We start from the raw sequence: 15,717 nt of genomic DNA, 5'->3' as shown, positions 1-15,717 counted from the left end.
GTGACGAGCTCTGAGTGTCCGGCCGATGGCCCGAGCGGGGCCCTTACTTCACCGCGAATCCGCCGTTGTGCCATGCGAAGGTGCCGGTGATGGGGTAGCGGGTCTTGTCCGAACGCTTGAACCAGTGGTAGACGGCCCGGTGGCTTCCGTTCTGAGCCTGGAAGATGTCCATTCCGCCAGGGCCTGTGTGGTTGCCGGGCAGTCCCCGCCACGGTCCGAGGCCTGCCTTCCCCTTGAAGCCGAAGTACGGCCGCTTCACACCGTTGCGCAACGGGGCACACTTGCTCCGCGGAATCGGCTTCGTGCCGCATTTGGCGATACCGGTCGCGTAGCGCGCGCTGTCCCAGGCGTTCGCCGAGTAGGCGAGATACCAGCTCTTGCCCACCTTGAACATCGACGGGTTCTCGACGATGTGGTTGTTGCCCTTGTTCTTCGCGCTGTCCCACGCGATGTCGTTGCTCGTGATCGCGGTACGGCGCGAGGAGAAGTTCTTGTCCGCCCATCCGTTCCCGCCGGCGCCGACGACGGAGACACCGCTCTCGATGCCTCGCGCGACCTGATCGTCGCGGTACGCGACGTACAACTGGCCGCCCGCGACGTACGGATTGGCGTCGATCACCCACCTGCCGCTCGCCGGGCAGGCCCACGGACGGTTTCCGCCGTCCTTGAACGGGCCGCTCGCATCCGTCGACCTCGCCAAGCCGATGCACTTCTGCTTCGAGCCCTTCTTGGACATCGTGTAGTACATCAGGTAGGCGCCCTTGTGCTTGACGACGCCGGGAGCCCACACCCCGCCCGACTTGTCCGCCCAGCCGCCTATGTTCTTCTTCGGCAGCGCGTCACCGACGGCGCAGTCGGCGATCCCGACGTCGTCGCCGGAGCCGTGGCGCAGCATCGGCACCTTGAAGGACTGCTTCGCGCCACCGCACTTCTTGCCCGCACTGCTGGTGCCGTAGGTGATGTAGTCGCCCTGGTCGGTCAGCACCGTGTCCGGGTCGGCCAGCTTGAACTTCGATGCGCTGCGCGTGGACGAGGAGTCGCTGTTCGCCGCGCCCCCGCCCGTACCGTCCGCAGTCACCGCAGCCGTGGCCCCCGCCACCGCTGAACTGGCGGCGAACACCGCCACTATGGCCGCCGCGACGAACTTGGCTCTCTTGTTGTCCATGATTCCCCGTCCCCCAGTAGCTGCGTACGCCCGCTGACCCCCGCACACTGCGAGGCCGAAGCCGGCCGGCCACGTGAGATTCGCAATTCGTCACCAGGTCGTGATCGGAACCCGCAATTGAAGTGAGTGGACATACAAAGCCGATACATTCCGGCCGAGCGAATCGGATCGCGCCATGACCGCCGGGACGGGCGCGACACGTGCGGCGGCGCACGACGGGACGCCGGCGTGGACGGCCTCCGCCGACAGCGGCCACGAACCCCGACCCCGGCCGGCCCTGCGGCCGCGCTCCCCTGTGCTCGCGCTCGCTGCACTGCAGAGAGCGTGCGGTGCGCGTTGGTCTGGCGTGTCCTTAGGAGCTCCTCAGCGCGAGATCTTCTCTCCCGGGGGAGAGGTGGTCCTGCTGGAGCCGCCACAGAGCACTTGTTGACTCGTTGGCTCAGGTGGGAAGCCCAGCCGTACAACCCCCTGGTACTCGCGGCGGTCACACAGTTACCACTTCCTCGTCAAATGGCCGATATGGACGGAGAGTTGCAGATGAGCCAGTTACCACCGGTTTGGGGGCCGCAACCTCCTCACGGACCTGCGTCACCCCCACCGAACCGGATGCGCCGACGCGGCAAGTTCTGGCTCGCCATTGCCATCGTGTGGTTTGCGACCTTCAGCTGCACCGCCATGATCCCGTCCGAGGGCGCGAGCGACGCCAAGACGCCGGCACCCGCCGCGACCGCTACCGCCACCATTACCGCCACGCCCACCACCGATGCGAAGCCCGCTCCCACCGTCACCGAGACCAGGAAGGTCAGCGTCAAGGTGACCGAGACCGTGACGGCAGACCCCAGTTCGGCTGACGACGCGGACAGCGATACAGGAGGGGGTAGCACCTACTACGACAACTGTGCGGACGCTCGCGCTCACGGAGCCGCACCTGTCCGCCGGGGTCAACCCGGCTACGGCCGACACCTCGACCGTGATGGAGACGGCGTCGGCTGCGACTAGCGTCGTCCTTTTGCTCGCTCGGGGGCCGATGCCTCGGGAAGCCCTGCACGACGGCTTTCAACAGCGGCCAACCCGTCGGGGCCGCTCGGGCAAGGCGTGATCTCAAGGGTCACCCGCAGCTCAAGCCTGTTTTTCGGATGGCGGACCTGCACCGCCTCGCCCACCGCACCACGCGCGCAGTGGGAGGGTCGGCGCTCCGGGCGCCTCGGCCGCGGACGCATAGAATCCTGGGGCGCTCATGAGGGCGTCCGACCGCAGCGGTGTACCGAAGGGTGAGGGATGCCGAGGAAACCCGCCGGGGAATCCGACGGTTCAGCAGGGGAGTTCGCGGATTCCCGGGGCGCCCCCGCCGGAGACCGTGACGGCGAACTCGCCACGATCGGGACGACCGTCCGGTCGACGCGGCGCCTGATGGGTATGACCGTCGAAGCACTCGCGTCCCGCGCGGGCGTGAGCACCGGCGCGCTGAGCCAGCTCGAACGCGGTCAGGGCAATCCCTCCCTCCAGACGCTGCAGCGTCTGGCCACCGCACTCAGCATCCCGCTGGTGCAGTTGCTCCAGGGAGCGGCCGAGCCCGAGCACCACGTCGTCCGCGCCGGTCACGGGCCCCGGCTGCCCGCGCCGAGCGATGACACACGCGACTCGCAGGTGCTGCGCGAGCTGCTGACCCCGTCGGGCGGACGGCTGCAAGTGATCCGGAGCGAGGTGCCCCCGGGGTTCAGCAATGAGGGGCGTTCCTATCGCCACCTGGGTCAGGAGTGCGTCGTCGTGCTGTCGGGCCGGCTCAGGGTGAGCATCGGCCAGGAGATCGTCGACCTGTCGCAGGGCGACACGATCACCTACGACTGCACAGCAGCCCACTGGTGGGCCAACCCCGGAACGGAGACCACCGTGGTGCTCGGAGCGGTCACTCCCCTGGCCTTCTGACCGGCCGTCACGGGTTGGGGCCCGTTCGGCAGCGACCACGCCGAACAGGCCGTACGGCAGGCCCTGTTCGGGCTATCGCAGCGGACCACCGGCAGGCGGCGCCGCCTTCAGAGGCCACGTCGGGACGGGTCCGCCGCGCCTGTGAAGACGTCGTGCAGCGCGAGGAGGCGGCGCAACTCGCCGACAGGGTCGCCGTGATCGTCCACCCGCAGGTCGACACGGGCCGTGCTGCGGAGGCTGCCGTCGTCGGCCGGGCCGACGACGCGCAGGGCGGCGCTCTGCCTGCCGCGACGGTCCCCACCGGCTTCCTCGCCGCTGGCGAGCGCCGCGAGCAGACGATGGGGGAGCGCGCCGACCGAGGCCAGGAAGGTGTCCAACAGGGCGCTGAGAACCGGCGTTCCGCTCAGGCAGTTCCCGGCGGCCACGCATCCGGGACCGAGGAGATGTCCGGCGGCGCCCGTGCAGTCGGGGCCGGTCCACGCAGCGGCGTCACCCGTCGAACCGAGCACCGCGAGCTGTCGCCGTGAACGCCCCGGGTCGGAGGAGATCAGGCGCTCGACCGTCTGAGCCGCGTCGAGACCCGCACGCAGTTGCGTGATCCCACGCTCGGCGAACGCCGTGTTGGTGTGGGCCTGCGTCACGAGGGCGCCCGCGTCCGCGGCCACGGCGGGTACGGAGGCGCCCACGGCGAGGGACTTCGAGGCGGTGACGACGCCGAAACTTCCGTCATCGTCCCGTACCACCAGGGAATAGGTCACATGTCTTCCTGTCCGAACGGCCGGGCTGCTGCCCGGGTCAACTCCGAGTAACGGTTACGGGCAGTGTCTTGACCTCACTCGCCGAGGTTCGTAACGTGCCCGCCGTGCTTCGTCATAATGACGCAGCTTCATCATAATGATGAAGCCTGCCGACGACCATCCGACCGAAGCGGGGGAGGCAAGGCGTGGGACGGCTGAGCCGATGGGCAGGTGCCGCACTCGTATCGGTCCTGCTCGGCGCGTGTTCACCCGGAACGGGAGTGGACCGCGGCCTGAGCAAGGACGGCTCCGGCGTCGTGGCCGCGATCGCCGGCGAGCCCGACCAGCTCGACCCGCACCGCACCTCGGCGTACTTCTCCTTCCAGGTCCTGGAGAACACCTTCGACACCCTGGTCGAGCCGGACCGGAACCTGGACATGAAACCGGCGCTGGCCGAGCGCTGGAAGGTCAGCGAGGACCGCCTCACCTGGACGTTCACCCTCCGCGAGGGCGTCACCTGGCACGACGGCTCCGACTTCGGCGCGGACGACGTCGTCTACTCCTACCGGCGCATCATCGACAAGAAGCTGGGGAACGCCTGGCGATTCGACGGCGTCAAGGACATCTCGGCTCCGGACGATTCGACCGTCGTGCTCGAGCTCGACAGGCCCATGTACAACCTGCTCTCCAGGATCGGCGGCCACAAAGGGCTCGCCGTCGTCAACAAGAAGAACGTCGAGAGCGGAAAGATCAAGACGCATCCGGTCGGCACCGGGCCCTTCTCCTTCGACGACTACAACCCCGGCGAGTCGGTCAGGCTGAAGGCCAACCCGCACTGGTGGGGCGGCACTCCGAAGATCCCGTCGCTGACCTTCCGGTTCATACCCGAGCCCACGACGGCCCTCGCGGACCTGGAAGCCGGTGAGATCAACTGGACCGACAACATCCCGCCCCAGCAGGTCGAGCGAGTCGCACAGAACCAGGACCTCGAGCTCGACAGGGCCGTGGGCAACGACTACTGGTATCTGGCGGCCAACCAGGACCGCCGGCCCTTCGACGACCCGCGAGTCAGGAAGGCCATCGCCTACGGCATCGACCGCAAGGCCATCGTCCAGGCGACGCAGTACGGCAACGCGACCGTGAACCAGCTGGCCGTACCGAAGACCAACCCCTGGTACACCGCGTACTCCCCGTACTCGCACAACACGCGCCGGGCGGCCAAGTTGCTCGCTGCGGCGGGCGTACGTGACCTGACGATCGACATGCTGGTCACCAAGGAGTACCCGGAGACCATCATCACGGGGCAGGTGATCGCGTCCCAGCTCGAGAAGATCGGGATCACCGTCAGGCCCCGCGAGGTCGACTTCGCCACCTGGCTGGACAAGCAGGGCAAGGGCGAATACGACATGCTGATGCTCGGCTGGCTCGGCAATCTGGACGCCGAGGACTTCTACTACGCCCAGCACCACTCCAAGGGGAACTTCAACTTCCAGAAGTACGCGAACCCCGAGGTCGACCAACTGCTGGAGGCGGGTCAGGAGGAGACCGGCGAGAAGGCCCGCAAGGACCATTACGCCGAAGCGGCCCGGAAGATCGCCGACGACGCGAGCTACATCTATCTCTACAACCCCGACGTCGTGCAGGCGTGGGCACCGCAGTTGGAGGGATACGAGGTCCGCAGCGACGGCGCCATCCGTTTCCGCGACGTGAGGCTGGCCGACTGATGCTGCGCTTCTCTCTGGCCCGTGCCGGGCACGCCGTGGTCGTCCTGCTGGGGGTGACGGTCGTCGTCTTCGCCCTGGTGCATCTGGTGCCGGGTGACCCGGTGCGGGTCGCTCTGGGCACGCAGTACACGCCCGAGTCCTACGAGGCGCTGCGTACGGCTTCGGGACTCGACCGGCCGCTCGTCAGCCAGTACTTCCACTACGTGGGCAGTGCGCTCACCGGTGATCTGGGCGTGAGTTTCCGCACGGGGGAACCGGTCACGCTCGTGTTGCTCGGACGTCTTCCGGCGACGCTTTCCCTGGCTTTCGCGGCGATGGTCATCGCCGTGGGGATCGCGTTTCCCCTGGGCGTCTACGCGGCGACGCATCAGGGGAGGGTCAGCGACACGATCGTGCGCGTCGTGAGCCAGTTCGGGGTCTCCGTACCCGACTTCTGGCTCGGCATCCTGTTCGTCCTGCTGTTCTCGAGCACGCTGGGATGGCTGCCGCCGTCCGGTTACGTGCCGCTGACCGAGGACCCCCTCGGCTGGCTGTCCAGGGTGATCATGCCTGCGACGGCGGTGGGCCTCGTCTCCGGAGCGATCATCACGCGCTTCGTCCGCAGCGCCGTCCTCGAATCCCTCGGCTCCGAACACGCGCGCACCGCCCGCGCCAAGGGCCTGCGGCGCCGCATCGTGAGAAGGCGGCATGTGGTCCGCAACGCGATGGTCCCCGTCATCACCGTGATCGGCGTGCAGGCGGCGATCCTGATGGGCGGGGTCATCGTCATCGAAGTGGTCTTCGCCTGGCCCGGGTTGGGGCGGCTGACGTTCGACGCCGTCTCAGCACGGGACTATCCCGTCGTGCAGGGGGCGGTGCTGCTGGTCGCGGCGCTGTTCCTGCTCGTCAGCATGGCCGTCGACCTGCTGTACGCGCGAATCGACCCGAGGATATCGATCCGATGAGCGCCCGTCCGTTCTCCGCGTGGAGTCATCTGCTGCGGCGCCCCGTGTCGGCTGCCGGCCTCGGTGTCGTGGCCCTGCTCGTGGTTCTCGCCTTCCTGGGCCCGCAACTCGCGCCCTACGGCCCGAACGCCGTCGACGTCACCCGTGCCCTGCAACCACCGAGCCCGGAGCACTGGTTCGGCACCGACGACCTGGGACGGGACGTCCTGAGCCGGGTCGTCCTCGCCGCCAGGGTGTCCCTGCAGGTCAGCCTGATCAGTGTGAGCATCGCGCTGGTCGCCGGCGTGGCGCTCGGTCTGGTCGCCGGCTACTTCCGGGGATGGGCCGACGCCGTGATCATGCGCGTCGTCGATGTGGTCTTCGCGTTCCCGATCATGCTCCTGGCCATCGCGGTCGTCGCCGTGCTCGGGCCCGGCGTGACCACCGCGACGGTTGCGATCGGCGTGGTGTACGTACCGGTCTTCGCCCGGGTCACCCGCGCGAGTGCGCTGGCAGTGCGCGAGGAGCCGTATGTGAAGGCCGCCGCCGGCATCGGCGCCGGGCCGCTGCGCATCATTCGCACCCACGTACTGCCCAACGTCTCGGCGCCGGTCATCGTCCAGACCTCGCTCAGCCTGGCGTTCGCGATCCTCTCGGAGGCGGCGCTGTCCTTCCTCGGCCTCGGTGTGCAGCCGCCGCAACCGTCCTGGGGACGGATGCTCTTCGACGGCAAGGGCTTCACCGACGCCTGGTGGATGAGCGTCTTCCCGGGGCTCGCCATCTTCGTCACGGTGCTTGCGTTCAACCTCGTGGGAGACGGGCTGCGCGACGTGCTCGACCCCCGGCAGCGGTCCGTCATCGAGTCCAGGAGGGGCCGATGAACGCACCCGGTTTCGCCGTGCGTGACCTCACGGTCGTACTCGGCCGGGGCAGACGCGCGGCCCGCGTCGTACGGGGGGTGTCGTGGTCCGTCGAAGCGGGACGGACACTCGGCGTGGTCGGGGAGTCCGGCTCGGGGAAGTCGATGACGGTGCTCGCCTCGGCAGGGCTCGTCCCACCGCCGGCGACCGTCACCGGCAGCGCGCTGCTCGGCGGCCGGGACCTGCTGACGCTGTCCCGGCGTGAGCTCGAAGGCATACGGGGCCGGCGGCTCGGATTCGTCTTCCAGGACCCGATGACGTCGCTCAACCCGCTTCTCACAGTCGAACGGCAGATCACCGAGGGCATCGAGGAACATCTCGGCGCCACCCGGCGCGCCGCCCGCGACCGTGCGCGTGAGCTCCTCGAGACGGTCGGCATCCCCGACCCCGACCGCCGACTGGACGCCTATCCCCACCAGTTGTCCGGGGGGATGCGGCAGCGGGTGATGATCGCGATCGCGCTGTCCTGCGGACCGGACGTCCTCGTGGCGGACGAGCCGACGACGGCACTGGACGTCACGACGCAGGCGCAGATCCTGGACCTCGTGCGCGAACGGCAGGAGCGCACGGGCATGGCGGTGGTCTGGATCAGCCACGACCTCGCCGTGGTGGGCGGGCTCGCCGACGACGTCGTGGTGATGTACGGCGGACAGGTGGTCGAGCAGGCACCGGTCGAGACCCTGCACAGCGCGCCCGCACATCCCTACACACGTGGCCTGCTGGGAGCACGTCCCGTCCTCGGCAGGCGACGCGAACAGCTCACCGCCATTCCGGGCACACCGCCCGACCCGCGTGAACTGCCGCCCGGCTGCGTCTTCTTCGACCGCTGTCCCGTCAAGGGAGACCCGCGGTGCGAGACCGAGGTCCCGGATCTCGTGGAGGTCGGGCGCGGCCACTACGCTCGCACGTTCTGCCCGGAGGACCAGTGAGTAGCGAACCAGGCCCGGGCACGGCCCGGGGCACCCGATCGGAACCGCTGCTGGACGTACGGAACCTGTGCGTACGGTTCCCGGGCCCGCGGGAGGGACGTCACCGGTCGTGGGTGCACGCGGTCGAGGACGTGTCCTTCGCCGTCGAGCGTGGCCGGACGCTGGGTCTGGTGGGCGAATCAGGGTCCGGCAAGTCGACGATCGGCAACGCGCTGACCCGTCTGGTCAAGCCCACGTCGGGAACGGTTCACCTCGACGGCCAAGACGTACTGGCAGCGCGAGGTGCCGCTGCGCGCGAGCTGCGACGACGGATCGCCATGGTCTTCCAGGACCCGTACGCCTCGCTCGACCCGAGGCGCACCGCCGGTGCGACCGTGCGGGAGCCCATGGACGTGCACCGGATGCATTCCGGACGCGCCGGGCGCAACCGCAGAGTGGCCGAACTCCTCGACCTCGTAGGGCTCGTACCGCGGACCGCCGCCCGGTACCCGCACGAACTCTCCGGCGGGCAGCGCCAGCGCGTGAGCATCGCACGCGCGCTGGCTGCGGAGCCGGACCTGATCGTCCTGGACGAATCGACCGCTTCCCTCGACGTCTCGGTACAGGCCCAGATCATGAACCTGCTCCGGGAGTTGCAGGGCGAACTCGGGCTGACCTACCTGTTCGTCTCCCATGACCTCGCCGCTGTCGAGCACATGAGCCACCGCGTCGTCGTGATGTACCTCGGCCGTCTCATGGAGACAGGCCCCACGGACCATCTCTACGCCCGGCCTGCGCACCCGTACACGCAGGCGCTCATGTCCGCGGTACCCGACACGGACCCGGCAACGGAGAAGGACCGTGAGCGGATCCTGCTCGGCGGCGACCCGCCCAGCCCACTCGATCCGCCGTCCGGCTGCGTGTTCCGCACCCGCTGTCCCATGGCGGCCGACGAATGCGCCGAACCAGTCCCGCAGACCACCGTCTCCGACAACCACGTCGCCTGGTGCGTACGTACCGGCGACTCGCTGTCGCCGGAGCGGCTCCGCCGCTTCGTGCACTGACCGGCAGCCGGCACGGGGTCTCCGGCCCAGAAGGGAGCACCGATTGAACAAGCCCGGCACCGGGAGGAGTTCGGGCGGCCGATCCCAGCACCCCGTCGCGGAGTCATGCGCAACGCGTGGCCCGGGAGCCGCCGGGCGGTCGTTCTTCGGCCTGGCGGCCGAGCCGCGACTCCACGGCGTGTCAGGGGCGACGACGGCTCATCAGAGCCCATGAGCGCCACAACCCACAGACCGGCGCTGGACGCCGGCCGAAGAGAGGAAGACGAATGGCAGGACGCCACCGTCGTCCATCAGAATCATTTCACCGTGGTTTGTCCAGATCTATCGGAAAGCGCAGCGGCATTGTCATCGCGGGTGCCTTCGTAGCGAGTGTCGTGGCAACCGGGTCGGCAGCCGCGGACCCCGGGCCCGGGCCCGGGCCCGACTCGAGTACGACTGCACCGGCACCGGGTCCGGCCGATGCCCCGGCTTCGGATGGCCCGGCACCGGGTCCGGGTCCGGCCGACGGCCCGGGTACGGCTCATGGTCCGGGTCCGGCTCCGGGTCCGGTCGATGCTCCGGGTCCGGTCGACGCACCGGCGCCGCCGCCTGCCGATGCCCCGGCCCCGGCTCCAGGTCCGGTCGACGCTCCGGCTCCAGGTCCGGCCGATGCCCCGGGTCCGGCTCATGACCCGGGCCCGGCACCAGGTCCTGCACCGGGTCCGGCGCCTGTTGAGGAGCCGGAGCGGCATGCTGCCGATGGTCTCCCGGATGTTGCACCTGCACCGGGTCCGGCGCCTGTTGAGGAGCCGGAGCGGCATGCTGCCGACGGTCTCCCGGACGATGCCCCGGCACCGCCACCGGCGCCTGCCGACGCTCCGGCACCAGCACCGGCTCCGGACGATGCACCTGCACCGGCACCCGGTCCGGCCGACGCACCGGCACCGCCACCTGCTGATGCCCCCGCCCCGGCACCGGGCCCGGCCGACGCACCTGCACCGGCACCCGGTCCGGCCGACGCTCCGGCCCCGCCACCGGCCGACGCTCCGGCCCCGCCCAACTTCGACCCGGCAAACCCGGCGAACTACACCCCCGGCCGGAACGGGGAGATCTCACAGGTCGTCATCCACGTCACGCAGGGCAGCTACGACAGCACGATCAACTGGTTCAAGAACCCGGAGGCCGAGGTCAGCGCCCACTACGTGGTGCGTTCCGCCGACGGCGAGGTGACCCAGATGGTCGACGACAGCGACACCGCCTGGCACGTCGGTAACGGCAACCCCACAGCGATCGGCATCGAGCACGAGGGCTTCGTCGACGATCCGTCGTACTTCACCGAGGAGATGTACCGCTCCTCGGCCGCACTGACGAGAAGCCTGGCCGACAAGTACGGCATCCCGAGGGACCGCGAGCACATCGTCGGCCACGCCGAGGTCCCCGGTAACGACCACACAGACCCCGGCCCGAACTGGGACTGGGACAAGTACATGCGTTACGTGAACGAATGATCGCGCGACGGGAGGCGCGTCAGCTCTGAAAGAGGGAGTGACTCGGTGGCTCAGCAGGACGCTGAGCCACCGGGGCGCATCATCACCCTCATCGTGTGGGAGTGAACTCTCCCATTCGCAGCGGTACTTGAGGGAGATCTTGCGTCGCCGGAACGGCTACCAAGCTGACCTGACCGGCCATCAATCGAGCAATCGAGTACCGGCGGTTCTTCGACCGAGCGACCAAGCCGCAACTCCGCAGCATGTCAGTGGCGATGTACGGCTCATCGGACTCCGTAGGCGCAGCCTTCGGACCAGAGCCGGACTCGCGGGCCGAGAAAGGAACATGAATGACAGCACGTACCAACCGCCATTCACCGGCAGCTCATCGTGGGCTGTCGTCACGTTCTGCGGCAAAGCGCAGTGCCATCATCATGGCCGGTGCCGTCGTCGCGAGTGTCGTGGCCGCCGCGCCGGCAGCCGCGGATACCGGGTCCGGGCCCGGCTCGAGCGTGAGTGCTCAGGGAAGCGTCCGATCAAGCACCAAGGCGACCCCGGGGACTGTCAGCCGGAGCAACGTCGACTCGTCCACGCGGGACTCGGCTTCCCCGCAAACCCGGGTACCTTCCGGGAATCGAGCGTGCGATTGCGAGACGTCGGCCCCCGACTCGGGCGTGAGCGCCCAGCAGACCACGGCGCGGCACGACCGTGACAGGTCGACCACGATCACGTCGTCACACGACGCGGCGCGGACGAGCAACACCCAGATCGTCGTTCGGAACAACGATGACGGGTCAAGGACGGTGTCCACTCAGCACGGCACCAGCACCTTCGACGCGCCCCCGCCACCACCGCCACAGGCACCGCCGGAGGGCGCCGGTGATCCGGCACCGCCACCGGCGCAGGCACCGCCGGAGGGCGCCGGTGATCCGGCACCGCCACCGGCGCAGGCACCGCCGGAGGGCGCCGGTGATCCGGCACCGCCACCGGCGCAGGCACCGCCGGAGAACGCCGGTGATCCGGCACCACCGCCACCGGCGCCAGTCGAGGAGCCGGAGCGCCACGCAGCCGACGGGCTCCCGGCGGATGAATACACCCTGGAGGACCTGCATGAGGACATCAAAGAAATCAACGGGGCGCTGCTCCCCAAAACGCCCAGTCAGGTTGGACTCCCGTTGAAGGGCGCCGAGTTTGCGACGAACCCTCGCCTCAACGAGGGGCTCGGCGAGGCGATCAGCGAAGAGGGCGCCACTCCGGGATATCCAGGTTCGTTCCCCACCGGCTAGGAGCATTTGCTCCTGACGCAACCGATGCCCTGCGCATCAGGAAGGTTCCCGCGCCCTCGGGCCCGACGGGAGATCGGTACCACCTCCTCCTGCCGTCCAGGGGCAGATCCCCGCGCGTGGGGACCTGCCCCCGGACGGCTTCGTCACAGCTCCGGAGTCCCTGTCGTCCCCGCAAGTGCAGGCATCTTCCTGCACGCGGACGCACGCGCGTGCGCATAGCTGCCGGACTGGCCCGTCGTCGCCGACGGCATCACGGGTCCGTTCACCAATCCGGACGGGTTCGTCTGGGAGGCCACGGCTTCCGTAAGGGACGGCGACCGCTGACGGTCTCAGCGGCGCAGGTATTGCTGTACGGCCTCGGCGAGGTCGCGCCGCCAGGCATTGAGACGGGCCGCGCGGCGGGCGTTGACCGCGCAGAAGTGGGACGAGCCGTCACGCAGTACGACCGTGACGGTCAGATACGTGCGGTCGGCGGTGCCGATGGTGACGTCGGCGATCTCGACCCAGGCGAACTCGGCCTCCGTCTCTGCCCGATCGAGGTCCTGGCCGTTCTCGATCTCGTCGAGCCGGCGCCAGCGCTGCTCCAGAAGAAGCACCACGCCGTCGGCGTCGACAACGACGGCGGTGTCCGCGTCCGCGGCCATGAACGCCTCGCCTGCCTCGCTCGCCTCGTCCTCCGATGCGTGAACGAGCGGCGTAGGGGCGGCCCTCGGCGGCCTCGGAGCGTCCGGCCGCGTCGGTGCATACGGTGACGGTGGCGCCGGAGGCTGCGGGGACGAGGACGGGTATGGCAGCTCCGGAGACGATGCCCGTGGCGGCGGAGGCTGCGGGGACGACAGCAGCGCCACCCGCGGATCAGTGCTGCCGGGCCGTTCACCACCCTCCGTGCGGCCCGCCAACTCCTCGAACCAGTCCAGGAGCCGGGCCGTGCCGGGGCGCTGTGAAGGCTCCTTGTCCAGGCAGGCCGCCGCCACATCCCGTACCCCGTCCGGCAGGGCACTCAGATCCGGCGCCTCGTGCACGGAGCGGTACATCAGCGACATCGGCGTCCCCGTCCCGAACGCCCTGCCGCCCGCCGCCGCCGTGAGCACGGCCCCGAGCGCGAACACATCTGCCATGCCCGTGACTTCGCCGCCCGTCGCCTGCTCGGGAGCCAGGTACCCCGGCGTGCCGAAGGCGTGGTTGGTAGCGGTCAGACGGGTGGAGTCGACCGCACGCGCGATGCCGAAGTCGATGACCCGGGGGCCGTCGTCGGCCATCACGATGTTGCCGGGCTTCAGATCACGGTGGACAAGGCCGCATCGGTGAATGGCTTCCAGCGCCTCGGCGAGCGCGGCGCCGAGTGCCGTCAACTCCCCCGCGTTCATGGGCCCGTTGTGGTCGATGTGCTCGGCGAGTGTCGGCCCGGGGACGTACGCGGTCGCCAGCCAGGGCTCCGGCGCATCCGGATCTGCGTCGACAACGGGTGCCGTATGGAAGCCGCCGACCATGCGTGCCGCGGCGATCTCGGCCCGGAAGCGCCGACGGAAGTCGGGGTCGGCCGCGAGTTCAGCCCTGGCGACCTTCACCGCGACGGCACGCCCACCGCGGGAACGGGCCAGATAGACGCTCCCCATACCGCCCTCACCAAGCTTGCGCTCGACGGCGTACGAGCCGATGCGGCCGCCGTGCACGGCGGGTCCGACCGGTCCCTCATGGCCCCCACTCAGCCGATCCTCCACGATGTCCCCCGCGTCACTCCAGATCGTCCGGTACGGGGGATCGTCTCACCTCCGCAAGTTTGGGCGTGGAGGGCCTGGTCGGAAAGAGACGGGGCTGCTTCCTGGCCGCCGTACGAGGAACCTTCGTCGCGCTCATGGCAGTTCACATCAGGCCCTGTACGTCCACGACTGACGGCAACAACAGCTCGTTGAGTCGGAGCGTCGTCTCCTCCACGGCCGTGAACTGCCGGCCACACCGCGACGGCAACTGATCATTCTCAGGCAACCTCACGACGCCGATCCGGCGCCGGCCGTCACTCACCGACGGAGTTGGTGATTCGGGCTGTCGAAGCGGATCGACTACGCCTGCGCCGCGTCATCTGTTCGTCGTCAGCGCTGTCCGCTGAACAACCTCCCGGTCACCGCTTTCGCAGGGCGTCACGGATGCCCCTCGCCCGTCCCTGCGCTGGCGCTCGCAGGATCTTCTCCCAGGTTTCTCCCAACCAGCCCCCGGGAACGCCTCAGGGGCCCGACCCGCTGTGCGGATAAGGCCCCTGAGCTGGTATTTCATCTGTCGGGGTGGCGGGATTTGAACCCACGACCTCTTCGTCCCGAACGAAGCGCGCTGCCAAGCTGCGCCACACCCCGAAGCAACGCGCACTACTTTAGCCCAGCCGGACGCTGAGGCGAAATCCGGTTTCCGTGCGGGACCGCAGCTCGCCGGGGCACCGCACCGGCCCCATGAGCAGCCCCAGCTCCGGGGCGGCTCCGGCCCCCGGCGTCCACGGCGTCGGACCCCGGCACCACGGCGTCCACCGACTCCGCGCCGTCCACGACTCGCCCCGTCCGCCGGCTGCCCTGCCCCCACCCCCGGACAGGCCGGCTCCGACGGGGTCCCGTGGGGACCGTCCCGTCGACGCCGACCCCTCAGGGCCGATCCCTCAGGGCCGATCCCTCAGGGCCGGGCCGTCAGCGTCAGCAGTGTCGCCTCCGGCGGGCAGGCGAAGCGCACCGGCGTGTAGCGGTTGGCGCCGCAGCCCGCGGAGACGTGCAGGTAGGACGTACGGCCGCCCGCCCGGTGGCTGGAGAGGCCCTTCACCCGCCGGGTGTCCAGGTCACAGTTGGTGACGAGCGCCCCGTAGAAGGGGACGCAGAGCTGTCCCCCATGCGTGTGACCGGCGAGGATCAGCGGGTAGCGGTCGGCGGTGAAGGCGTCGAGCACGCGCAGGTACGGGGCGTGTACGACCGCCAGGGAGAAGTCGGCACCGGACTCGGGGCCGCCGATGACGGAGCTGTAGCGGTCCCGCTTGATGTGGGGGTCGTCGAGGCCGGTGAGGCCGATCTCCTGGCCCGTCTCCAGTTTCAGCCGCCCGCGGGTGTTGCTGAGGCCGACCCACCCCGCCTTGTCGAAGGCGTCGCGCATGCCTTCCCACGGGTTGTGGACGGCGCCGACGGCGGGCGGGTTGCCGTTGAGTCCGTGGCGTCCGCTCGCCTTCTCCAGCAGATAGCGGGCGGGATTGCGCAGCTTCGGGCCGTAGTAGTCGTTGGAGCCGAAGACGTATGCGCCGGGGAGCTCCATGAGCGGGCCGAGTGCGTCCAGGACCTCCGGTACGGCTTCGGGGTCCGAGAGGTTGTCGCCCGTGTTGACGACGAAGTCGGGACGCAGACCGGCGAGGGACTGGAGCCAGCGCTGCTTCCTGCGCTGCCCGCTCACCATGTGGACGTCCGAGACGTGCAGCACGCGCAGCGAGTCAATTCCGGGCGGCAGCACGGGGACGGTGACGCGTCGAAGCCGGAAGGAACGGGGCTCGACGACGGTCGCGTAGCCGGCGCAGGCCGCGCCGAGTGCCGTCAGGGTGAGGGGAATTCCGTATCGGGCGCGCATGCGTCCATCGTCG

Annotated in this window: 13 protein-coding genes, 1 tRNA gene and 1 pseudogene; 9 read left to right on the top strand and 6 right to left on the bottom strand. The window is 69.4% G+C overall.

Features of this window, described 5'->3' with window-relative positions; genetic code table 11:
* Positions 1-43: 43 nt before the first annotated feature.
* Both ACFPA8_RS14575 and ACFPA8_RS14570 read right to left on the bottom strand, forming a co-directional pair.
* On the bottom strand, positions 44-1,165 hold the full coding sequence (locus ACFPA8_RS14575; protein WP_386448035.1) for a family 43 glycosylhydrolase: 1,122 nt from the start codon (positions 1,163-1,165) through the stop codon (positions 44-46).
* Positions 1,166-1,740: 575 nt separating this feature from the next.
* Positions 1,741-1,977 carry a hypothetical protein gene (locus ACFPA8_RS14570; RefSeq protein WP_386449536.1) on the bottom strand — a complete coding sequence of 79 codons (237 nt, stop codon included), beginning with the start codon at positions 1,975-1,977 and terminating at the stop codon, positions 1,741-1,743.
* A 1-nt stretch (position 1,978) separates the two neighbouring features.
* Between ACFPA8_RS14570 and ACFPA8_RS14565 the strand changes: the two genes are divergently transcribed.
* Positions 1,979-2,164, top strand: coding sequence for an excalibur calcium-binding domain-containing protein (locus tag ACFPA8_RS14565; protein ID WP_386449442.1), 186 nt, complete (start codon positions 1,979-1,981; stop codon positions 2,162-2,164).
* Positions 2,165-2,443: 279 nt separating this feature from the next.
* Positions 2,444-3,091 (top strand): helix-turn-helix domain-containing protein, encoded by a 648-nt coding sequence (locus ACFPA8_RS14560; RefSeq protein WP_386448032.1) that lies wholly within the window; start codon positions 2,444-2,446, stop codon positions 3,089-3,091.
* Between the two features lie 107 nt (positions 3,092-3,198).
* On the opposite strand, the gene ACFPA8_RS14555 is transcribed toward ACFPA8_RS14560, so the two are convergent.
* Complete coding sequence (locus ACFPA8_RS14555) at positions 3,199-3,849, bottom strand: DUF1028 domain-containing protein (protein WP_386448030.1); 651 nt, start codon at positions 3,847-3,849, stop codon at positions 3,199-3,201.
* A 185-nt stretch (positions 3,850-4,034) separates the two neighbouring features.
* Between ACFPA8_RS14555 and ACFPA8_RS14550 the strand changes: the two genes are divergently transcribed.
* The 7 genes and pseudogenes from ACFPA8_RS14550 (at position 4,035) to ACFPA8_RS14520 (ending at position 12,119) form a co-directional block, all read left to right on the top strand.
* Positions 4,035-5,552: an ABC transporter substrate-binding protein gene (locus ACFPA8_RS14550; protein ID WP_386448027.1), complete on the top strand. Its 1,518-nt coding sequence runs from the start codon at positions 4,035-4,037 to the stop codon at positions 5,550-5,552.
* A complete protein-coding gene (locus ACFPA8_RS14545; protein WP_386448024.1) occupies positions 5,552-6,496 on the top strand; it encodes an ABC transporter permease in 945 nt (314 codons plus the stop codon). The genes ACFPA8_RS14550 and ACFPA8_RS14545 overlap by 1 nt, the downstream gene beginning before the upstream one ends.
* The gene (locus ACFPA8_RS14540; RefSeq protein ID WP_386448022.1) at positions 6,493-7,356 is read left to right on the top strand and encodes an ABC transporter permease; all 864 of its coding nucleotides are present in this window, start codon (positions 6,493-6,495) and stop codon (positions 7,354-7,356) included. Before ACFPA8_RS14545 ends, ACFPA8_RS14540 begins: the two co-directional genes overlap by 4 nt.
* Positions 7,353-8,324 (top strand): ABC transporter ATP-binding protein, encoded by a 972-nt coding sequence (locus ACFPA8_RS14535; RefSeq protein WP_386448019.1) that lies wholly within the window; start codon positions 7,353-7,355, stop codon positions 8,322-8,324. The genes ACFPA8_RS14540 and ACFPA8_RS14535 overlap by 4 nt, the downstream gene beginning before the upstream one ends.
* Positions 8,321-9,367 (top strand): ABC transporter ATP-binding protein, encoded by a 1,047-nt coding sequence (locus tag ACFPA8_RS14530; RefSeq protein WP_386448016.1) that lies wholly within the window; start codon positions 8,321-8,323, stop codon positions 9,365-9,367. Before ACFPA8_RS14535 ends, ACFPA8_RS14530 begins: the two co-directional genes overlap by 4 nt.
* A gap of 968 nt (positions 9,368-10,335) precedes the next feature.
* Positions 10,336-10,845, top strand: a pseudogene (locus ACFPA8_RS27670) (N-acetylmuramoyl-L-alanine amidase); the annotation flags it as partial.
* A 662-nt stretch (positions 10,846-11,507) separates the two neighbouring features.
* Positions 11,508-12,119: a hypothetical protein gene (locus tag ACFPA8_RS14520; RefSeq protein WP_386448010.1), complete on the top strand. Its 612-nt coding sequence runs from the start codon at positions 11,508-11,510 to the stop codon at positions 12,117-12,119.
* Positions 12,120-12,448: 329 nt separating this feature from the next.
* On the opposite strand, the gene ACFPA8_RS14515 is transcribed toward ACFPA8_RS14520, so the two are convergent.
* The 3 genes from ACFPA8_RS14515 to ACFPA8_RS14505 form a co-directional block, all read right to left on the bottom strand.
* A complete protein-coding gene (locus ACFPA8_RS14515) occupies positions 12,449-13,840 on the bottom strand; it encodes a serine/threonine-protein kinase (protein ID WP_386448007.1) in 1,392 nt (463 codons plus the stop codon).
* 553 nt (positions 13,841-14,393) lie between these two features.
* Positions 14,394-14,467, bottom strand: a tRNA-Pro gene (locus ACFPA8_RS14510).
* 307 nt (positions 14,468-14,774) lie between these two features.
* Positions 14,775-15,704 (bottom strand): metallophosphoesterase, encoded by a 930-nt coding sequence (locus ACFPA8_RS14505; protein ID WP_386448004.1) that lies wholly within the window; start codon positions 15,702-15,704, stop codon positions 14,775-14,777.
* Between the last annotated feature and the right edge of the window lie 13 nt (positions 15,705-15,717).

Origin of the sequence: Streptomyces ovatisporus (assembly GCF_042653885.1) — a bacterium.
GTDB lineage: Bacteria > Actinomycetota > Actinomycetes > Streptomycetales > Streptomycetaceae > Streptomyces > Streptomyces ovatisporus.
This window is presented reverse-complemented; position numbering and strand designations above follow the sequence as displayed.